This is a genomic window from Streptomyces sp. NPDC088707, from assembly GCF_044752725.1.
Classification (GTDB): domain Bacteria; phylum Actinomycetota; class Actinomycetes; order Streptomycetales; family Streptomycetaceae; genus Streptomyces.
This window is the reverse complement of record NZ_JBIVLV010000003.1, coordinates 525,247-545,222: the sequence shown is the minus strand read 5'-3', so window position 1 is coordinate 545,222 and position 19,976 is coordinate 525,247. Positions and strand designations below refer to the sequence as shown.

The following is a 19,976-nucleotide window of genomic DNA, read 5'->3' as shown; positions in this document are numbered from 1 at the left end:
TCAGTCCTCCCCTCCCGCGCGGAAGACGGGAAGCTCCAGCTCCTCGTCGACGCGCAGGAACTCCAGCCGCACCGGCATCCCGATCCGCACCTTGTCGTACGGCACGCCCACCACGTTGCTGATCATCCGTACGCCCTCGGCGAGTTCGACGAGACCGACCGCGTACGGCGGGTCGAAGGCCGGGAAGGACGGGTGGTGCATCACCACGTACGAGTAGACCGTCCCGGCGCCGCTCGCCTCGACCGTGTCCCACTCCGGCGAACCGCAGTCGGCGCACCCCGGCAGCCAGGGGAGACGGAGGGCGGCGCAGTCGCCGCAGCGCTGGATGAGCAGCCGGTGCGCGGCCACGCCCTCCCAGAATCCGGCGTTGTCCCGGTTGACCACGGGCCGGGGCCGGCGGGCCTCCGGCGGCTTTCCCGCCGACCGGCTCCCCTCCGGCTGCTTCCCCCCGGCCCCGGGGCCGGGCTCCGGCCCGCGCGGGCGCGCGGCGGGCGCGTACTTGAGGATGCGGAAGCGGTGGGTGCCGGCCGGCTGCCCGCCGGCGCGGACGTCGGTCCGGGTGGTGACGAAGTGCCCCGGCCCCAGCTTGGTGGTCTTGAGGGCCGACACGGACTCGATGACGGTGTCGAAGCTGATCTCGTCGCCGGGCCGCAGCGGCCGCAGGTACTCCTGCTCGCAGTCGGTCGCGACCACCGAGGTGTATCCGGCCCCGTCGAGGAGGGCGAACAGCTCCTCGTGGGCGGAGGAGCGGTCCGTGTGCCCCGAGAGACCGCCCATCGTCCAGGCCTGGAGCATCGTGGGCGGGGCGACGGCGCCGGGCCCCCGGTAGGCGGGATGGTCGTCCCCCATGGCCTCGCACCAGTGGCGGATCATGGGCAGGTTGACCGGGTCCTTGCCGGTGCCGGCCGTCGCGGCGGACCGCCCCGCGAACCCCGCGAGCCGCCGCTCGTACAGCCCGTCCGACGACGACTCCGGCCTGTCCGGCGAGGGGTCTGTCCTGTCCGGCGACGGATCCGGCCCGTCCGACGACGACTCCAGCCCGTCCGGCGACGGATCCGGTCCGTCCTGGCTCCGTGTGAGGGTCATCGCCGACCCCTCCCCTTCATGCCGAGCCGCATCCTCGCGACGATCTCGCGCTGCACCTCGCTCACCCCTCCCCCGAAGGTGTTGATCTGCGCGGCCCGGTTCATGCGCTCCAGCTCACCGCCGTCGAACTCCCCCGGCGATCCCGCTCGCACCGTCCCCGACCCACCCGCGATCTCCTGACATATTCGATACACCTCCACCGCCGATTCGGTTCCCACGAACTTCACGCCGCTCGCGTCGCCGGGGGCCAGCCGTCCGGCCCCCACGTCTCCCACCAGACGCCAGTTCAGCAGGCGTGTCGCGGCCAGCCGGGCATGGGCTTCGGCGGCCCGGATCCGCACCCACGGCTCGTCAATGCGACGCCTTCCCGTCACCGGATCGGGGGTACGGGCCCGGTCGAGCACCGCGGCGAAGAAGTCCTCGGCCTGCATGCCGATCGCGGCGAGCGCGACCCGCTCGTGGTTGAGCTGGTCGGTGATGAGCCCCCAGCCCCCGTGCTCGGGCCCGACGAGGTTCCCGGCGGGGACGCGTATCCCGTCGTAGTAGGTGGCCGTGGTCGTCAGCCCGCCCACGGTCGCGATCGGGGTCCAGGAGAAGCCCGGGGCGTCCGTGGGGACGAGGACGATCGAGATGCCCTTGTGCGGAGGCGCGTCGGGGTCGGTGCGGCAGGCGAGCCAGATCCAGTCGGCGTTCTGGGCGTTGGAGGTGAAGATCTTCTGGCCGTCGATCAGCCAGGACTCACCGTCGCGGACCGCGCGCGTCCGGAGGGAGGCGAGGTCCGTGCCGGCCTCGGGCTCGCTGTACCCGATGGCGAAGACGGTCTCGCCGCGCAGGATCCGGGGCAGGAAGTAGGCCTTCTGCTCCTGGGTCCCGTAGGTCATGAGGGTGGGGCCGACGGTGTTGAGCGTGACCATCGAGACGGGGGCACCCGCGCGGTACGCCTCGTCGAAGAAGACGAACTGCTCGTCGGGACCCCGGCCCTGACCGCCGTACTCCTCGGGCCAGCCGAGGCCGAGGAGCCCGTCGGCGCCGATCCGGCGGAGCAGCCGGCGCTGGGCGCCGGTGTCGGAGGCGGGCGGCGGGCCTTCGGGCATCAGGTCCCGGAAGTACGCGCGGAGTTCGGCGCGCAGCCGTAGCTGCCGCTCGGTCGGGGCGAGGTGCACGGCGACGGCCTCCCGTGGGACGACTGAGGTTTCTGACTGTCCGTCAGATTCAGGACGTCTGTCAAGGTCGGCGACCGACCGCGCACCCGGCGGCACACGCAGGACGGCCCGCGCGCCGGTACCGAAGTACCGGCGCGCAGGCCGTCGTTCACACCGCGGTCACGCCCCCCGTCGGGCCGGCTGCCGTGCCGGGTCGGTCACCACCACGGGTGGAAGTTGACCACCGCGTTGTTCTGGGCGATGTGGGTGAAGGCGGAGCCGTTCACGCTGGCCGTGTTGTTCTGGTTGGAGGCACCGGAACCGGTCGCCACCTGCTGCGTCGTGGTCGAGTTGCCGAAGTTGTCCCCACCCACGCCGCTGCCGATGATCGTGGCGACGCTCGTGTTCGATCCGTCGTCCGCGAACCCGCCGTTGTCGGCCTGGGCCACCCCGGTGAAGAGCGCGGCGGCGAGGGGCAGGGCGGCGGCGACGGCGAGGATGCGGGCGGTACGGATGCTTGCCATGTCTGTTCCTCCGGGAACTGAAAGCTGGTGCTGTGCACGGAACTGCTCTGAAGTGCTCTGACGTGCTCTGAAGTGCTCTGAAGTGCTCTGTGGTTTCTGGAGTCTTCTGAAGTACGGCCATGTCCAGGGCAGTTGGCCGACCGCCCCGGTCGTTCGTGCTCGACGTCGCGAATCCAGAGTTGCCCACCGAATCCCCGGCGAACCACCCCGGAGCGCCCGATTCCCCCGCAAGCGTGAGGACAAGCAGATAAACCCGGCGGCATCGAGCAAAGGCCCAGCTCAGCCGGGGGGACAGGCATTCAGGACAGCGGCAGCCCGGACGCCGCAAGGGAGGAAGCGTTCCGGCAGATTTTCCGCCAATCTCCCCACCGGAAGATCGCGACGGCGCGTCCCCGGCACGCGGAAACCGAACGGACAGGCAGAACGAGACGAAGGTTCGACCTACGGAACGTCCCGCTCCCCCACGGCCGCCTCGAAGGCCGCGTAGGCCGGGGCGTCGAAGAGGACGAAGCGGACTTCCTCCACGTCGGTGGGGGTGGCTCGTACGGTCTGCACGGCGATCCTGGCACCGTCGTCGAGCGGCCAGCCGTAGATCCCGGTGGAGATGGCGGGGAACGCGACCGTGCGGTCACCCGACTCGTCCGCGATCCGCAGGGATTCGCGGTAGCAGGAGGCCAGCAGCTCCGAACGGTCCTCGTCGCGCGACCAGACCGGTCCCACCGTGTGGATCACGTGCCGGGCCGGCAGCCGCCCCGCCGTGGTCGCCACGGCCTGCCCGGTGGCCAGCCCCTTGCCGTAGTGCGAGCGGCGCAGGTCCTGGCAGGCGGCGAGGATCTCGGGACCGCCCTTGCGGTGGATGGCGCCGTCGACCCCGCCGCCGCCCAGCAGCGAGGAGTTCGCGGCGTTCACGATCGCGTCGGCGGCCTCGGCCGTGATGTCCCCCTGCACGAGCACGATCCGCACCACGACAGCGCTCCTTCGTCCGGCCCCGTCTCTCCGACACCCCATGAAACCCGAGGCACCCACCGCGCCGCATCCCCCGAGGCACCCACCCCGCCGCATCCGAAGAAGGCGCCCCGGATACGGATCCGGGGCGCCCCTGACGGTCGCTTCGCGTCTCGCGCTACTGCTGCGGCGGAGGCTGGGGCGGAGAGTCCGGCTGCTGACCCGTGCCTCCCAGTTGCTCCTTGAGCTTCTCCTGGGCGGTGTCGACCTGGCTGCTGTACTTGCTCTGCGTCTTCCCGTCGACGTAGTCGCCGCCCTTGTCGACGCCCTTGGAGGCCTGATCCTCGTGGCCCTTCAGCATTCCCTTGAGCTTGTCGAACACAGACATCCTGGCCCTCCTAGCCACTGTTCCAGCCCCTCCAGCATCACGGCACCACTCGGGTCCCGCATCCGCAGAGGGAGCCCGGAAGGGCCCGGGGGCCACTCCGGAAGGCCGCGGCGCCCGCGCGGACCCCCTGCCCCCGCACACGACGAAGGGGCGCTCCGGCATCCGGAGCACCCCTTCCGACCAGCGCTTTCGCCGGTCCACTGCGGTGGGTGTGGGATTTGAACCCACGGAGACATCGCTGCCTCGACGGTTTTCAAGACCGTTCCCTTAGGCCGCTCGGGCAACCCACCCCGCGCCGGTGGTGTGTCCACGTGCGGCGCGGGGGACAGCCTAGCCGGTCAGCTGTCGCCGGTGCGTTCGCCGAGGGTGACCGTGGCCGTGGAGGTCTTGCCGTCGCGCTCGTAGGTGATCTCGACCTGGTCGCCCGGCTTGTGGGTCCAGATCTCGCTGATCAGGGAGGGGCCGCTGTCGATCTGGTGGTCGCCGAAGCCGGTGATCACGTCACCGGCCTTCAGGCCCGCCTTCGCCGCCGGGCCGTCGGGGGTCACCGAGGGGGTGCCGCCCGAGCCCTGGGAGGCGATCGTCGCGCCCTCGCCCTGCTCCTGCATGTTCACCGTCGCACCGATCACCGGGTACACCGGCTTGCCCGTCCTGATCAGCTGCTGGGCCACGTTCTTCGCCTGGTTCACGGGGATCGCGAAGCCCAGGCCGATCGAGCCCGCCTGGGACTGGCCGAAGCCGCTGCCGGTGGACTGGATCGCCGAGTTGATGCCGATGACCGCGCCGCTCGCGTCGAGCAGCGGACCGCCCGAGTTGCCCGGGTTGATCGACGCGTCCGTCTGCAGCGCGCTCATGTACGAGTTGCTGCCGCCCGAACCGTCGCCCGACGCGACCGGTCGGTTCTTGGCGCTGATGATGCCCGTCGTCACCGTGTTCGACAGGCCGAAGGGCGCACCGATCGCGATCGTCGAGTCGCCGACCGCCACCTTCTCGGAGTCGCCGAGCGGCAGCGGCTTCAGCCCCTTCGGCGCGTTCGTGAGCTTCAGTACGGCCACGTCGTAGCCCTCGGCCCGGCCGACGACCTCCGCGTCGTACGACTTGCCGTCCGGGAACGTCACGGAGAGCGTGCCGCCGTCCGCCGCCGACGCCACCACGTGGTTGTTGGTGACGATGTGGCCCTCCTGGTCGTACACGAAGCCCGTGCCCGTACCGCCCTCGCTCTCGCCCTGCGAACCGCCCGACTTCGCCTGGATGGTGACCACGCTCGGCAGCGCCTTCGCGGCGACCGCGGCGACCGTGCCGGGTTCGCGCTTGAACGACGCCGGGGCCTCGCCCGAGGAGACCGTCGTGGAGCTGACGCCGTCGTCACCGCGCTGGGCGGCCCAGTAGCCGATGCCACCGCCGATGCCGCCGGCGACGAGCGCCGCGACCAGGACCGCCGCCACCAGGCCGCCGGTCCGCCGACGGGGCGCCGCGGGCGCGGGCGGCAGCGGGGCGCCCCAGGCGGGCACGGTCGGCGGGGGCGGCGGCCAGCCGGCTCCCGCGGCGGGGGCGGGCACGGGGGCCGGCGCGGGCTCGGGAGTCGGCGCGGGGGTCGGCTCCTGGGCCGGCGCGGGGGTCGGCTCTGGGGCGGACGCGGGGGCCGGCGTCGACGCCGAGGGCGTCGTCGGAGGGGTCGGAGGGGTCGCAGGGGTGGACGGAGTCGACGGGGCAGCCGGGTGGTCCGCCGGTACCGCCGTGCCCTCGTTCTCGGTGCTCACAGCTCGCTCTCCTCGTTGACTGCGCGGGGTGGGGTGGTGGTACCTACTGGTCACCTACGGGATCCAGGGTGCTGCACCAGCTTTTCCCACAGGACGTCAGGCCGCTGTAAGGCGGAGCTGTGCGTTCACCCCCCTCCCTTTATATACGGACAGAACGGACACCTTCCGGTGTGCCCGCTCCGCCCCGCCAATGGCACCATGACGCCGTGACTCACGCACGGCAGCACCCGAACAGCGTCCCCCTCCAGGTCGTCGCCCACCGTGGAGCCTCCGAGGACGCACCGGAACACACCCTGGCCGCCTATGTGAAGGCCATCGAGGACGGCGCCGACGCCCTGGAGTGCGACGTCAGGCTCACCGCCGACGGCCATCTCGTCTGCGTCCACGACCGCCGCGTCGACCGCACGTCGAACGGCCGCGGCGCCGTATCCGCCCTGGAACTCGCCGATCTCGCCGCCCTCGACTTCGGCGTCTGGAAGGGCCGCGACGACTCCGGCGAGAGCCCCGACTGGGGCGACCCCGGGTACACCTCCGTGCTCACCCTGGAGCGGCTCCTCGAGCTGATCTCCGACGCCGGGCGCCGGGTCGAGCTGGCCATCGAGACCAAACACCCCACTCGCTGGGCGGGCCAGGTCGAGGAGCGGCTGCTCCAGCTCCTCAAGCGTTTCGGCCTGGACGCGCCCGCGTCCCCCGCCGAATCCCCCGTACGCGTCATGAGCTTCTCGGCCCGCTCCCTGCTCCGGATCGCCACCGCGTCGCCGACGCTCCCCACCGTCTCCCTCGCCCAGTTCGTCTCGCCGCGGCTGCGCGACGGACGGCTCCCCGCGGGCGCGCGCATCGCCGGGCCCTCGATCCGGATCGTCCGCCACCACCCGGCCGTGATCCTGCGGCTCCAGAAGGCCGGGCACCAGGTCCACGTCTGGACCGTGGACGAGGCGGAGGACGTCGAGCTCTGCGAGCGTCTCGGCGTGGACGCGATCATCACCAACCGCCCCAAGCAGGTGCTCGCCCAGCTGCGCCGCGACTGAGGATTTCAGCGACTCCAGCCCCCTCTTTCCCTTGCGCCACAAAGCTTCACAGGGCTTACAGGGAGTGCACCGGCGCGTTCCGCGCGTACGCGATCGTCACGAGTGCCTCATCGCACACGGACTGGCCGGTTTCCGGTCCAGGCCATTGGGGCATTCACACGGTGGCGTGGGGCAAAGGAGGTCTCGGGGGTGGCGTTGGTGGTGGCACAGGAGGTGCCCACGTCGTCGAGCATGGCCGTACCCCATGGCCCTGCGGGCGTGGGTGAGGCGAGACACCGGATGCGGGACGAGCTGTACCGCAGCGGGGTGTCCGATTCGGTCGTCGACGACGCGGTGCTGATCCTTTCCGAGTTGCTCAGCAACGCCTGCCGGTACGGCAGGCCGCTGGGGCACGCGGATCGGGGCGACGGGGATGTACGGGCGGCCTGGCGGGTGGACCCGGCGGGCGGCCTCAGGGTCGAGGTCACGGACGGAGGCGGTCCGACCCGGCCCGTTCCGGCGACGCCGTCGGTCACCGCACGGGGCGGCCGCGGGCTGAACATCATCAGCGCGCTGGCCCAGGACTGGGGTGTACGGGACAGCGCGACCGGCGAGGTCACGGTCTGGGTGGTGGTGACCGAGGGCCACCGCCGCGAGGACTTCGCGTCCCGCGTCGGCGGCGGCTCCCGCTTCGACATCCTGGACGCGTACGACGACCTGGATTGACGTCGTACGACGGCTGGGTCGACGTCGTAGGACGGCTGGGTCGGCGTCGTACGAGGATCCCGACCACGGACGACGCGCGATCCCGGCGCCGTACGAGGATCCCGACCACGGACTCGCGATCCCGGCGGCCGGTGATCGGCGACCGGCGGCCGGGGCGCACACGGCGAATCCGGGCCCGCACGGCGCCCGGTGGCCGCGCCCCCTCCCAGGGGCAGCGGCCCGCCTGAAGGGCGTCGGTGCGCGGTGCGGCTAGGCTCGCGCCCGGAACAAGCACCGCACCGCCGCGATCGGGAGAAAGCCACACCATGGCCAAGAAGCGCCCCCAGACGAAGGCCGGCAAGACCGGTCAGGCACAGGTCACGAACGGGGAGATCCCGGTCGTCGGGGCGCGCGAGCCGTGCCCGTGCGGTTCGGGCCGCCGCTACAAGGCGTGTCACGGCCGGGCCGCCGCGCACGCCGTGACCGAGCTCGTCCAGCGCCCCTTCGAGGGCCTGGCCGGCGAGTGCGACTGGGTCGCGCTGCGCGAGCTGGTGCCCGCCGCCACCGTGCCGCTCACCCTCAAGGGCGGGCTCCCGGAGGGCGTTCCCTCCGTGACGCTCGCGACCGTGCTGCCGATGGCGTGGCCGGCGCTCCGCCGCGACGACGGCTCCGTCCTGCTCGCCCTGCAGAACGACTCGACCTCCGGCGACCTCGCCCGCGACCTCGCCGACACTCTCCAGCGCGCCCTGGAGACCGAGCCGGGCAACCCGGTCCCGCCGCGCCGCGTCCCGGCCGAGGGCCCGCGTCTGCAGGACCTGCTGGACGCGGACGCCGCGTTCGCCCCCGAGGTCCACTCGGGCTTCGAGTTCTGGATCCCGCAGTCCTCGGACGGCGCCGACCCGGAGGTCGCCGCCTCCCTGGAGCGGGCCAACGCGGCCGCGATCCCGACCGTGAAGCTGGCGAGCGTCGACTCGGCGTACTGGTGCGAGACCCCGGACAAGAACCACCTGCGCTGGGTCATGCCGTACCCGGAGGAGAAGCTTCTCGACGCGCTGGCCCGCCTCCAGGCGGCCGGCGGTACCTCCATCGGCGCGGACACCCGCCTCGTCGGTTCGTTCCGCGCGCACGGACTCATGGTGCCGGTCTGGGACCTGCCGACCTCGATGACCGCCGAGGAGTGCGAGAAGCCGGCCGCCGAGTTCGCCGAGCGGCTGGCCGAGGCGCTCGCCTCCGACGCTCCGCTCACCGCGGAGGAGCGGCGCGCGCGTGGCGGCCTCACGAACCGTCAGGTGACTCTCAGCTGATACCCCGCGTGGTATCGGTGACTGACAGACCGACCAGTCGGTGACTTCCGCCACAACCCGGTCTGCGGACGGGTAAATCCCTGTCCGAATAACCGAGATCGAATTTGCGAACAGCAGATCTCTTGTTACCGTTCTGGAAGCCCGGTCGCTGGTGCATCCCCCGTCGCCAGCGATCGGGCCTTTCCATGTCCGCCTCCGGCAGGTCCGGGGCGTCGACGCTCAACTTCCTTCGCTGTCCGCCGTGTTGCTGCCCGCCCGCAGCAGCAGCGGGGTGTTGCCCCCCTCGCCGGTGCCCGCGAATTCCGCTACCGCCGTATAGGCCGTGGCCACCCCCAGGCCGCGCTCCCTGGGTGTTTCACAGGTTCCCGGTTCGTCCTGCGCGGCGACCGGGCAGCGGACCTGAACGGTCCGCCCACCGGGCGCCATGAGGGTCAGAAACGCGTCGAGATTCTGGCCGGTCGCGTTCCGGTAGTACGTACGCCCCCAGGTGTCGGGACCCTCCGCCAGGACGCAGGTCTGCGCCTCGACCCCTTCGGGAGAGGCGAGTTCCGGCCCACAGTTCGTGACCCGCTCCGGGGACGCCTGAGCGGTGGGGGCGTTACGGGGAGTGACGGGGGTGGCGGGAGTGCGGGGGGAGATCGGGGTGGCCGGGTCGACGGCGGAGGCAGCCGGGTCGCTGCCGGAGGCGGCGGTGTCGGTGCCGGGCTCCGTACGGGGGCCGACGCCGATCCCCTTCAGCAGGTCCCCGGGTTTCGCGTCGCCGGCATCGGCCGCACCCGCCGGCCGTGCGGACCCGTCCGCCGGCCGTGCGGACCCCCTCGCCACGGGCTCCCCCGTCGGCCCCGCCATCGCGACCAGCGGCAGCAGGACGGCGACCGTGACGGCGGCGCCGAGTCCGACCACGCGGAGGTTCACCGGACCCATGCGCCCCACCTGCTCCTGCTCGGCTGGAGATCTTGAACGGTGGGGTGAACATAGCGGCGGCCGGCGGGCGCGCGGTGGGCCGCGCGCCCGTTTCCCGTACAAGTCGGACCAGGACACACCCGTTCGGGTGAAGGGCGTCCCGCCGCGCCGGTGCCACCGGTGCCAGTGCCAGTGCCACTACCGGTGCCGCCACCAGTACCGCCGCCCCAAGTACCGCCCTCAGTACGCCAGCCGGCTCCCGCCGCCCGGTGTGCTCGTGCTCGCCTCCACGAGAGCGTCGACCACCGCCTCCACGTCCGGCAGCCACGGCCGGGCCGAGCCCGCGAGCGGGGCCCGCTCCCAGCGGACCTGTCCGGTCCCGGCGACCGAGGGCGGCAGGAGCAGATAGCCGCCCTCTCCATGGAAGCGCAGCGAGCTGGGGACGCTGTCCTTCGCGTACAGCAGCTCGCCGAGCCGTTCGAGGCCGTACGGGGCCACGAGGATCGACCAGCGCGTCGGGGTCGCGACCACCGGGCCGAGCCGCATGCCCATGGCGTCGAGCGCGGCGAGCGCCCGCGCTCCCGCGACCGCGGGCAGGCTGACCGCGCAGGGCGCGCCGCCGCCGGTGGCGAGCACCACCGGGGCGTCCGGGCGCCGGGTCCACCACCAGCGGATCATCCGCTCGTCGGTGGTGGCCGCGAGCAGTCCGGGGTCGTAGGGGTGCGCGCCGGGCACCACGCACTCGGGGTCGGGGCAGGAGCACGCGGCTCCCGCGGACGTGCGGGTCGTCGCTCTCAGGCCCGCTCCCGGCAGGACGGGCCAGTCCCATTCGACGGCGAAGGCGACCACCGCGTCGAGCCGGGCGGTCCTCGCCTTGCGCCGGAACCGGAGCCTGCGTCGCCTTCCGAGGATCTCGCGCATGAGCGCTCGTTCCTTTCCGTTGAACGCCGAATCCACATCACACCATGTGCGGGACACTTCACCGTGCGTATCAGCGCGTACCGGGTCGGCGGGGTGGTGGCCCCTGTCGGAGCGGGGCCGGCCGTGCCGGAACCAGGTGGAACCACGTGGAAACCAGATGGAGCGGTTCAGTACCAGGTGGAGCCAGGTCAGAACGAGGTGGAGCCAGGTCAGCACCAGGGGCGGGTCAGAACACGTTCCCCGCCACTCGGTGACGGGCTGCGGCCTGCGGCATGTAAGACGCCGGGGTTCCGCGTCGCGTTCCGGGGCAGCTCCAACTGCCCCTGCCTGTCACCGATTACGTACCCAGCACGCTCGGAATGACGCGCTTTCAAACGACGCCAGTCGACCGCAAAAGGTGCACACCGGGGACAATTTTCGGCCAACTTAGCCAGGACTTCAACCCTCGCGCACGACCTCACGGACACCACAAGTCCCGTGGGGACAATGCTGGACATCGTTCCTCTTGTGCGTGTACATGTGGATGCATCGAGCGGCTCAGAATGACATGGGGGTTTGCGATGCTATGGCGTCAAACGCACCGGTCGGAAAGCCGACTGACATGAGCGCCCCACACATGCCGAAAGTGGCCGGAATCGATTCCACGGTTCCCGGGCCCCCGCACACTACGGCGCCCCTCCCCGGGGTCCCCGCGGCGGCAGCACCCTCCGATCCGGTCTCCCCACCGGGAGCGCTGATCCAGGACCGGCTCGCCACCTGGGTCTCCGACCTCACCACTTTCCACGAACTCACCGAGCGCCTCATCAGGACCGCCTCCCTCGACGAGGCCCTCCGCGAGGTGCTCGGCGCCGGCGCCGCCCTCGTCGGAGCCCGCCGCGGCATGGCCGTCCTCGAACCGGCCGACGGGCTCGGCCCCGCCTCCACCATCGGCCTCGGCCTCGCCCACGCGGACCTCGGCACGATCGAGACCGTCCCGCGCGGCACCAGCAGCTACGGCCGCCTGCTCGACGTCCTCCCCGATCCGGTCCACCCGGAGCGGGTCCCCGACCCGATCGCCATCCGCGACGTCCGCACCGAGGAAGGCCTCGACCCGCGCCACCGCGAGGTCGCCGCCCGCCTCGGCTACGCCGCCAGCTACGCCCTCCCGCTCGCCACCGAGGAGGCCGGCCGGCTCGGCGCCGCCGTCTGGCTCTACGACGAGCCCGCCGAGCCCACCGACCGCCAGCGCCACCTCATCGGGCTCTACGGCCGCTTCGCCACCGAGCACGTGGCCCGGCTCCTGCAAGTCGAGCGCGCCCGCGTGCAGGTCGCGACCATCGCCGAGGAGCTGCTCCCCAGCCGCCTCCCCCGCGTCCTCGGCGTCCAGCTCGCCGCCCGCCACCGCACCGGCCCCCGGGGCGGCGGCGACTGGTACGACGCGCTTCCGCTGCCCGAGGGCGCCCTCGGTCTCGCCGTCGGCTCGGTCTCCGGCACCGGACCGAGCGCGCTCGCGGCCATGGGGCGGCTGCGCGCCTCCCTGCGCGCGTACGCGGTGATGGAGGGCGAGGACCCCGTCGCCGTCCTCTCCGACCTGGAGCTCCTGCTCCGGCTCACCGAACCGGCCCGCTCGGCGACCGCGCTCTTCGCGTACGCCGAACCGGCGCGGCGCCGGATCGTCCTCGCCGGCGCCGGACACGCGCCGCCGCTGGTCATCGGCGAGCGGCGCACCGAGTTCGTCGAGACCTCGCTCTCGGCCCCGCTCGGGATGCTGTCCTGCTGGGAGGCACCGAGTGTGGAGCTGTCCCCGGAGCCCGGAGAAACGGTGCTTCTCTACACCGACGGTTTGCTTCGCCGTACCGGCGACGCGATGGACCGGGCCTTCGCCCGGCTCCACGCGGCGGCGTCGAGCGTGCCGAGGGCGGACCGGGGCGACCCGGGCGCCGTCGCCGACCACGTCCTGCGGACCATGCTGCCCGAGGGTCTCGACACCGCCGTGGACGGGGAGGACGTGGTCCTGCTCGCCGCCCGCTTCGACTGAGCGGCACGGGGCGGCCGCCCGCGTGGGCACACGTAAGCGGAGCGTGATATTCCGGTAATGGGTCTTCCGGCCCTGGGCCCCCTTCCGTACGACCGTACGATGGTGGGGGTTCAGTGTCGTACCAAGAGGAGGCAGACCCGTGGCCGAGGAGCTCACGCCGGAGACCCCGGAAGAGACTGAGGAACAGGCGATCAAGCAGCGGAAGAACGGCCTGTACCCGGGCGTCTCCGACGAGCTGGCCGAGAACATGAAGTCCGGCTGGGCCGACACCGAGCTGCGCGGCCTCGAGCCGATCGCCCAGGCCGACAGGACCGCCGAGCGCCGCGCGGCGCTGTCCGCCCGCTTCCCGGGCGAGCGCCTGGTCATCCCGGCCGGCAAGCTGAAGACCCGGTCGAACGACACCGAGTACGCCTTCCGCGCCTCCACCGAGTACGCGTACCTCACCGGCGACCAGACCCAGGACGGCGTCCTGGTCCTGGAGCCGACGAAGAGCGGCCACGAGGCGACGATCTACCTGCTGCCGCGCTCCGACCGCGAGAACGGCGAGTTCTGGCTGGACGGCCAGGGCGAGCTGTGGGTCGGCCGCCGCCACTCCCTCACCGAGGCCGAGCAGCTCCTCGGCGTCCCCGCGAAGGACGTCCGCGAGCTGGCCGAGGCGCTGCGCGAGGCCACCGGCCCCGTCCGCAACGTCCGCGGCCACGACGCCGGCATCGAGGCCGCGCTGACCGACAAGGTCACCGCCGAGCGCGACGAGGAACTCCGCGTCTACCTCTCCGAGGCCCGCCTCATCAAGGACTCCTTCGAGGTCGCCGAGCTGGAGAAGGCCTGCGCCTCCACCGCCCGCGGCTTCGAGGACGTCGTCAAGGTCCTCGACAAGGCCGAGGCCACCAGCGAGCGCTACATCGAGGGCACCTTCTTCCTCCGCGCCCGCGTCGAGGGCAACGACATCGGCTACGGCTCCATCTGCGCCGCCGGCCCGCACGCCACCACCCTGCACTGGGTGCGCAACGACGGCGACGTCCGCTCCGGCGACCTGCTGCTGCTCGACGCCGGCGTGGAGACCACCGAGCTCTACACCGCGGACATCACCCGCACCCTGCCGATCAACGGCCGGTACACCGAGCTCCAGCGCAAGATCTACGACGCCGTGTACGAGGCGCAGGAGGCCGGCATCGCCGCGGTGAAGCCCGGCGCCGCCTACCGCGACTTCCACGACGCCGCCCAGCGCGTCCTCACCGAGAAGCTCGTCGAGTGGGGCCTCGTCGAAGGCCCGGTCGAGCGCGTCCTGGAGCTCGGCCTCCAGCGCCGCTGGACCCTGCACGGCACCGGTCACATGCTCGGCATGGACGTCCACGACTGCGCCGCCGCGCGCACCGAGGCCTACGTCGACACGACCCTCGCGCCGGGCATGTGCCTGACCGTCGAGCCGGGTCTGTACTTCCAGGCCGACGACCTGACCGTGCCGGAGGAGTACCGCGGCATCGGCGTCCGGATCGAGGACGACATCCTCGTCACCGAGGACGGCAACCGGAACCTCTCGGACGCGCTGCCGCGCCACGCCGACGAGGTCGAGGCGTGGATGGCCGCGCTGAAGGGCTGACCTCCGCGTACGTTGGAACCGAAGGGCCCTCGCCGACCGACCGGCGGGGGCCCTTCCCCGTACTCACGCGAGGAGCAGCGAAGGGCTGTCCTTCCACTTCAGGATCTTGTCGAAGCTGACCACCGCGCCGCCCCGGCCCGACCGGTTGCCGAACTGCACATGGTCCGCGAGCTCCTCGATGAGGCGCAGCCCCCGGCCGTGCTCGGCGTCCGACGGCGCGGCGGGCAGCTCGGCACCGGGGAAACCGGGGCCCGAGTCCGCCACCTCGATACGACAGGTCTCGCCGTCCAGGTACGCCGTCACCCGATAGGCCCTGCCGGCCGCACCCGGCCCGTCCGGGCCGTCACCGCCGTGCTCGACCGCGTTCGCGCAGGCTTCGGTCAGCGCGACCGACAGTTCGTACGACACGTCGGGATCGACACCCGCCGTCTCCATCGTGCCCATCAGCAGCCTTCGGGCGAGAGGCACGCTCGCGGCTTCGCGCCGCAGATGGAGTGACCACCAGATGCTCATGCTCCAGCCTCCCGGCAGCGGCTCGACATACCGATACCTATTGCCGGACAGACCCCTTCGTAAGCGCACGGACGCGTCAAGAGCGCTCGATCGGCGGATGCACCGGGCCCGTGCGCCGGTGTATGTCACCTCGAAGACCCGCAAGAGCCCCAAGAACGACCTTCTGGACCTGCCTCATATCGGTGGGGCCCGTGGTGCGATGATGGGCCCGCCATGAATGCCCCCGCGCTCGCTCCACGGCTGCTGAGGGCCGCGGTGTTCACCGCGGTCTGCGTCGTGCTGTCCGCGCTCGGGCACGCCATCGCCGCCTGTGCGGGCATCGCCCTGTGGACGCTGCTCGCCGGATTCCTCGGCGTCTTCGGCATCACGGTCCTCTTCGCCGGACGGGAACGCTCGCTCGGCTTCGTCGTCGCTGCCCTCGCCGGCGGCCAGCTCGGTCTGCACGCCCTCTTCGGCCTCGGCCAGCGCCAGCTCGGCCTGAGCGCCCAGGCCGACGACGCCCTCGTACGGATGGCGGCGCGGCTGGTCTGCGGCGCGGGGACCTCGTCCCTCACCTCCGCCGACGCCACCCGGGTCATCCGCGACGCCGGGCTCGACCCGGCCACCGCGCAGTCCGCTGCCCACGCCCACCTCGGGCACACGGCCGCCACGGCGACCGCGCCCGCCGGTGAACTGCTGCCCGGTCTGCCCATGCTCCTCGGCCATCTGCTGGCCGCCGTGGCCACGGGCTGGCTGCTGCGCCGCGGCGACCGGGCCCTGCGCCGTCTCGTGGAACTCTCCGAGCAGGGCGCGACGGAGCTCGCCGAGTGCGCCCTCGTCCGCTCGCTGCGGGCCGCGCTCCGGCTCGTACGGGCGCTGCTCAACGGCCTCGCGGCGGCGCCCGGCGCGGGGCCGCGGCGGACGGTCCGCACGGCCTTCGACTCCTCGCCGCCACCGGTGGCGGAGGCACTCCTGCACACGGTGATCAGGCGGGGCCCGCCGGCCGCCGACTGCGTCCTCGCAGCCTGACACGGACCGCTCACAGGGAGCGGGGCCGTGCTCGTCCGCACGCCGGTCCGGGGTCCGTCCCCCGGCGCGCCGGACTCCCTCGTCCTCCTCTCCGAGCTGGAGTGTCTTCTGCCATGACCGTTTCCCGTGTCTCCTCCCGCCTCTCCGCCACCCGGGTCGCCCTCGCCGGCGGCATCGCCCTCTCCTCCGTCGTGCTGCTGTCCGGCACGGCGTTCGCGCACGTGAGCGTGCAGCCGCAGGGCGAGGCCGCCAAGGGCGGCTACGCGACCGTCAACATCAAGGTCCCGAACGAGCGCGACAACGCCTCCACCGTGAAGCTCGAGGTCAACTTCCCGCTCGACCACCCGCTGGCCTCCGTCATGCCGCAGCCCGTCCCCGGCTGGAAGGCCGAGGTGACCAAGAGCAAGCTCAGCAAGCCGCTGGAGCTGCACGGCAAGACGATCAACGAGGCCGTCTCCAAGGTGACGTGGACCGCCGACGGTTCGAAGATCGGCCCCGGCCAGTTCCAGCAGTTCCCGCTCTCCCTCGGCCAGCTGCCCGAGGACACCGACCAGCTGGTCCTCAAGGCGATCCAGACGTACGACAACAAGGAGGTCGTGCGCTGGATCGAGGAGCAGAAGGAGGGCGCTGAGGAGCCGCAGAACCCCGCCCCCGTCCTGAAGCTCTCCGCCGCCTCCGCCGACCACCACGGCGGCGCCGCCGCCCCGTCCGCCTCGGCCTCCACCGCGACGGACGAGAAGGCCGGGCACGACGAGAAGGACGGCCACGACGACAAGGCCGACGAGAAGAAGGAGACGGCCTCGGCCGACTCCTCCGACACCACGGCCCGGATCCTCGGCGTCATCGGCATCCTCGTCGGCATCGCCGGCGTCGCGTTCGGTGTCCTCGCCGGTCGCCGCCGCTCGGCCTGACGGCCGCACTCCACCAGCGAATCCGGAAAGAACCAGCATGTCCGCAGAGAAGACACCCTCTCCGAAGCCCGAGGACGGCCCCGCCCGTCCCGGGCGCCGCACCCCGCTGATCGTCGCCGCGGTCGCGATCGTCGCCGCGATCGGCATCACCGCCGCCGTCGGCCTCGGCGGCGACGACGGCAAGCCCTCGGCCGGCGGCTCGGGCTCGGTCGCCGTGGTCTCCGGCGGTGACGACACCACCAAGGCCGCGACCGTCCTCGACCGGCCGTTCACCAAGCCCGGCCTCGTCCTCACCGACACCAAGGGCCAGAAGTACGACCTGCGGGAGCGGACCAAGGGCAAGCCGACGCTCATCTACTTCGGCTACACGCACTGCCCCGACGTCTGCCCCATGACGATGAGCAACATCGCCATCGCCAAGAAGCAGCTCCCCAAGGCCGACCAGGACAAGCTCCAGGTCGTCTTCGTCACCACCGACCCCGAGCGGGACACCCCGGCCGAGCTGGCCAAGTGGCTGCCCGCCGCGGGCGACCCCTCCTTCACCGGTCTCACCGGCTCGTTCTCCACCATCCAGGCGGGGGCGCGGCAGATCGGCATCGGCATCGACCCGCCGAAGAAGGAGAACGGCAAGGTCGTCTCCATGCACGGCGCACAGGTGATCGCCTTCTCGCCGACGACCGACCAGGGCTATGTCCTGTACGGCGAGGACACCAGCGTCGACGACTACGCCAAGGATCTGCCGAAGCTCATCAAGGGGGAGAACCCGTGAACCGCCGCACCACCACCCTGTCCGCCGCCGTGGCGCTCGCCGCCGCGCTCGCGCTGACCGGGTGCTCGTCCTCGTCCGAAGCGTCCGAGGACGGGAAGCCCGATCTGAAGGTCAGCGGCGCGTTCATGCCGCAGCCGGTGATGGACATGGCCGGCGGCTTCCTCACCATCAAGAACGACAGCGGCACCGCGGACAAGCTCACCTCGGTCACCAGCGCCCTCTCGGACGACGTCACGATCCACGAGACGAAGAACCAGAAGATGCAGGAGGTGAAGTCCTTCGACATCCCCGCGAACGGGGAGTTGAAGCTCGCCCGCGGTGGCAACCACATCATGTTCATGGAGCTGAAGAAGAAGCCCAAGCAGGGCGAGAAGGTCAGCATCGAGCTCCACTTCGAGAAGTCCGACCCGATCAAGGTCGACCTTCCCGTCGAAGCCGCCAACCACAACCCGCAGCAGCACTGAGCGCGTTGACGGAGTTCTCACAGAACTGACGGAGTGAACCGGAAGATGACAACCACCGCCCCGCGCCTCGGTACCGCCCTGGCCCGGCTGCTGATACTCGCGGCCGCGCTGCTCGGCACGCTGCTCGCCGGCGCCGCCCCCGCGTCCGCGCACGCGGCGCTGACCGGAAGCGATCCGAAGGACGGGGCGGTGGTCGCCACCGCTCCCAAGGAGGTCAACCTCACCTTCTCCGAACAGGTCGCCATGAGCGCCGACTCGATCCGGGTCCTCGACCCGGCGGGCCGGCGGGCCGACACCGGCGAGATACTCGACCTCTGCAGCGGCTCGATCGTCCGCTACGGGGTGGCGCTCCGGGCCGGGCTGCCCGACGGCACGTACACCGTGGCCTGGCAGACCGTCTCGGCCGACAGCCATCCCATCTCCGGTGCCTTCACCTTCTCCATCGGCGCCCCCTCCACGACATCCGTCGCCCTGCCCGACCGGGCGGCCGGCGGCGGTCTCGTCGGCACCCTCTACGGCATCGCGCGCTACGTCTCGTACGCCGGGTTCGCCGTCCTCGTCGGCGGCGGTGCCTTCGTCCTGGCCTGCTGGCCGCGCGGCGCGAGCGTCCGCCCCGTCCAGCAGACCGTAGTCCGGGGCTGGCTGACCCTCACCGGCGCCACCCTCGTCATGCTGCTGCTGCGCAACCCGTACACCGGCTCCGGTGAACTCTCCGACGCCTTCGACCTGGCGGGTCTGAAGTCCGTCCTGGAGACGAAGACCGGCGCCGCCCTCACCTCCCGGCTGCTGCTGCTCGGCGCGGCCGCGCTCTTCGTGGCCGTCCTCTTCGGTGCCTACGCCCGGCGGACCGACCCGAAGGAGAAGAAGGACCTCGCTTTCGGGCTCGGCCTCGGCGGCACCGTCGTCGCCGCCGGAATCGCCGGTACCTGGGCCCTGGCCGAGCACGCCTCGACGGGTATCCAGCCCGGGATCGCCATGCCCGTCGACATCCTGCACCTGCTGGCCGTCGCCGCCTGGCTCGGCGGTCTCACGGTGCTGCTCGTCTCCCTCTACAAGGCGCCGTCCGTCGACCGCTCGGCGATCGAGCGCTTCTCCAAGGTGGCCTTCGGCTCCGTGGCCGTCCTCGCGGCCACCGGGCTCTACCAGTCCTGGCGCCAGGTCGGCTCCTGGTCCGCGCTGACCGGGACCCGCTACGGGCAGCTGCTGCTCGTCAAGGTCGGCCTGATGTGCGTCCTCATCGGCATCGCCTGGATTTCGCGCCGCTGGACACAGCGCCTCGCCGACCCGAAGCCGGCCGAGGAGGCCGAGGCAGAAGAGGCCGAGGCCGAGGCCCAGGAGAACTCGGAGGCAGAAGAGGCCGAGGCCGGGGAGAGCGCGGGGAGCACCGCGACCACCGCGACCACCGCGACCACCGAGGCCACCGACCCGCGGCGGGCCGCTCAGCTCGCCCGGCAGCGGGCCGCCGTCGCCACCGCGCGGCGCAAGCGGGAGCGGGACGCCGACCCCGAGCGGGCCGGTCTGCGCCGCTCGGTGCTGACCGAGGCCGCCGTCGCCGTCGTACTCCTCGCCGTCACCACCGTGCTCACCTCGACCGAGCCCGGCCGCACCGAGGAGGAGGCGGGGCGGGGCGGCACCGCCGCGTCCGGCCCGGCCGCCGTGCCCGACCGGCCCGTCGACATCCGGCTGCCCTTCGACACCGGCGGCGTCGACGGCAAGGGAATCGTCCGGCTCAGCCTCGACCCCGGCCGTACCGGCGCCAACGCGCTGCACCTCTTTGTCGAACGGCCCAACGGAAAGCCGCTGGACGTGCCCGAGATCAAGGTCGCCCTCACGCTGGAGGCCAAGGACGTCGGTCCGCTTCCCGTCGCCCCGGACAGGATCCAGACCGGGCACTGGAGCGCGAGTGGCGTCCAGATCCCGATGCCCGGGGAGTGGCGGATCCAGGTCACCGTCCGGACGTCCGAGATCGACCAGACCACCATCGAGAAGAACGTGAAGATCGGCTGATC

Annotated in this window: 19 protein-coding genes and 1 tRNA gene; 10 read left to right on the top strand and 10 right to left on the bottom strand. The window is 72.1% G+C overall.

Going from position 1 to position 19,976, the window contains the following annotated elements:
- The 7 genes from ACIP84_RS13270 to ACIP84_RS13240 all read right to left on the bottom strand — a co-directional run bounded on the left by ACIP84_RS13270 (window position 1) and on the right by ACIP84_RS13240 (window position 5,845).
- Window positions 1-1,086, bottom strand: coding sequence for a bifunctional MaoC family dehydratase N-terminal/OB-fold nucleic acid binding domain-containing protein (locus ACIP84_RS13270; protein ID WP_401797879.1), 1,086 nt, complete (start codon window positions 1,084-1,086; stop codon window positions 1-3).
- Window positions 1,083-2,249, bottom strand: coding sequence for an acyl-CoA dehydrogenase family protein (locus tag ACIP84_RS13265; RefSeq protein ID WP_355963144.1), 1,167 nt, complete (start codon window positions 2,247-2,249; stop codon window positions 1,083-1,085). Before ACIP84_RS13265 ends, ACIP84_RS13270 begins: the two co-directional genes overlap by 4 nt.
- 197 nt (window positions 2,250-2,446) lie before the next feature.
- On the bottom strand, window positions 2,447-2,752 hold the full coding sequence (locus ACIP84_RS13260; RefSeq protein ID WP_319315113.1) for a hypothetical protein: 306 nt from the start codon (window positions 2,750-2,752) through the stop codon (window positions 2,447-2,449).
- A gap of 441 nt (window positions 2,753-3,193) precedes the next feature.
- Window positions 3,194-3,760 (bottom strand): O-acetyl-ADP-ribose deacetylase, encoded by a 567-nt coding sequence (locus ACIP84_RS13255; protein WP_401797876.1) that lies wholly within the window; start codon window positions 3,758-3,760, stop codon window positions 3,194-3,196.
- A 115-nt stretch (window positions 3,761-3,875) separates the two neighbouring features.
- Window positions 3,876-4,085 carry an antitoxin gene (locus ACIP84_RS13250; protein WP_355963140.1) on the bottom strand — a complete coding sequence of 70 codons (210 nt, stop codon included), beginning with the start codon at window positions 4,083-4,085 and terminating at the stop codon, window positions 3,876-3,878.
- Between the two features lie 203 nt (window positions 4,086-4,288).
- A tRNA-Ser gene (locus ACIP84_RS13245) sits at window positions 4,289-4,375 on the bottom strand.
- A gap of 48 nt (window positions 4,376-4,423) precedes the next feature.
- Window positions 4,424-5,845, bottom strand: a complete 1,422-nt coding sequence (locus ACIP84_RS13240; RefSeq protein ID WP_401797874.1) for a S1C family serine protease — start codon at window positions 5,843-5,845, stop codon at window positions 4,424-4,426.
- A 206-nt stretch (window positions 5,846-6,051) separates the two neighbouring features.
- On the opposite strand from ACIP84_RS13240, the gene ACIP84_RS13235 reads away from it, so the two are divergent.
- From ACIP84_RS13235 to ACIP84_RS13225, 3 genes are all read left to right on the top strand, one after another.
- Window positions 6,052-6,873 carry a glycerophosphodiester phosphodiesterase gene (locus ACIP84_RS13235; RefSeq protein ID WP_355963136.1) on the top strand — a complete coding sequence of 274 codons (822 nt, stop codon included), beginning with the start codon at window positions 6,052-6,054 and terminating at the stop codon, window positions 6,871-6,873.
- 102 nt (window positions 6,874-6,975) lie between these two features.
- Window positions 6,976-7,578 (top strand): ATP-binding protein, encoded by a 603-nt coding sequence (locus ACIP84_RS13230; RefSeq protein WP_355963134.1) that lies wholly within the window; start codon window positions 6,976-6,978, stop codon window positions 7,576-7,578.
- 305 nt (window positions 7,579-7,883) lie between these two features.
- Window positions 7,884-8,861: a DUF5926 family protein gene (locus ACIP84_RS13225; protein ID WP_355963133.1), complete on the top strand. Its 978-nt coding sequence runs from the start codon at window positions 7,884-7,886 to the stop codon at window positions 8,859-8,861.
- Between the two features lie 219 nt (window positions 8,862-9,080).
- Here the strand turns inward: ACIP84_RS13225 and ACIP84_RS13220 are convergent, their stop codons facing one another.
- Together ACIP84_RS13220 and ACIP84_RS13215 are read right to left on the bottom strand one after the other, a co-directional pair.
- Window positions 9,081-9,785 (bottom strand): hypothetical protein, encoded by a 705-nt coding sequence (locus ACIP84_RS13220; protein ID WP_401797871.1) that lies wholly within the window; start codon window positions 9,783-9,785, stop codon window positions 9,081-9,083.
- 219 nt (window positions 9,786-10,004) lie between these two features.
- Window positions 10,005-10,685 carry a bifunctional DNA primase/polymerase gene (locus tag ACIP84_RS13215; RefSeq protein WP_355963127.1) on the bottom strand — a complete coding sequence of 227 codons (681 nt, stop codon included), beginning with the start codon at window positions 10,683-10,685 and terminating at the stop codon, window positions 10,005-10,007.
- Window positions 10,686-11,250: 565 nt separating this feature from the next.
- Between ACIP84_RS13215 and ACIP84_RS13210 the strand changes: the two genes are divergently transcribed.
- Together ACIP84_RS13210 and ACIP84_RS13205 are read left to right on the top strand one after the other, a co-directional pair.
- The gene (locus ACIP84_RS13210) at window positions 11,251-12,702 is read left to right on the top strand and encodes a PP2C family protein-serine/threonine phosphatase (RefSeq protein ID WP_401797869.1); all 1,452 of its coding nucleotides are present in this window, start codon (window positions 11,251-11,253) and stop codon (window positions 12,700-12,702) included.
- A gap of 139 nt (window positions 12,703-12,841) precedes the next feature.
- On the top strand, window positions 12,842-14,302 hold the full coding sequence (locus ACIP84_RS13205) for an aminopeptidase P family protein (protein ID WP_355963121.1): 1,461 nt from the start codon (window positions 12,842-12,844) through the stop codon (window positions 14,300-14,302).
- Between the two features lie 63 nt (window positions 14,303-14,365).
- Here ACIP84_RS13205 and ACIP84_RS13200 read toward each other — a convergent pair whose 3' ends face one another.
- Window positions 14,366-14,815 (bottom strand): ATP-binding protein, encoded by a 450-nt coding sequence (locus ACIP84_RS13200; protein ID WP_355963119.1) that lies wholly within the window; start codon window positions 14,813-14,815, stop codon window positions 14,366-14,368.
- Between the two features lie 213 nt (window positions 14,816-15,028).
- Here ACIP84_RS13200 and ACIP84_RS13195 point away from each other — a divergent pair, with 213 nt between their 5' ends.
- From ACIP84_RS13195 to ACIP84_RS13175, 5 genes are all read left to right on the top strand, one after another.
- Entirely contained in the window at window positions 15,029-15,823 is a 795-nt protein-coding gene (locus ACIP84_RS13195; RefSeq protein WP_355963117.1) for a hypothetical protein, read from the top strand.
- Window positions 15,824-15,936: 113 nt separating this feature from the next.
- On the top strand, window positions 15,937-16,734 hold the full coding sequence (locus ACIP84_RS13190) for a YcnI family protein (protein WP_355963115.1): 798 nt from the start codon (window positions 15,937-15,939) through the stop codon (window positions 16,732-16,734).
- Window positions 16,735-16,771: 37 nt separating this feature from the next.
- On the top strand, window positions 16,772-17,503 hold the full coding sequence (locus ACIP84_RS13185; protein ID WP_355963112.1) for an SCO family protein: 732 nt from the start codon (window positions 16,772-16,774) through the stop codon (window positions 17,501-17,503).
- Window positions 17,500-17,967 carry a copper chaperone PCu(A)C gene (locus ACIP84_RS13180; protein WP_355963109.1) on the top strand — a complete coding sequence of 156 codons (468 nt, stop codon included), beginning with the start codon at window positions 17,500-17,502 and terminating at the stop codon, window positions 17,965-17,967. The genes ACIP84_RS13185 and ACIP84_RS13180 overlap by 4 nt, the downstream gene beginning before the upstream one ends.
- Window positions 17,968-18,012: 45 nt before the next feature.
- Window positions 18,013-19,974 carry a copper resistance protein CopC gene (locus ACIP84_RS13175; protein WP_401797866.1) on the top strand — a complete coding sequence of 654 codons (1,962 nt, stop codon included), beginning with the start codon at window positions 18,013-18,015 and terminating at the stop codon, window positions 19,972-19,974.
- The last annotated feature ends 2 nt before the right edge of the window (window positions 19,975-19,976 follow it).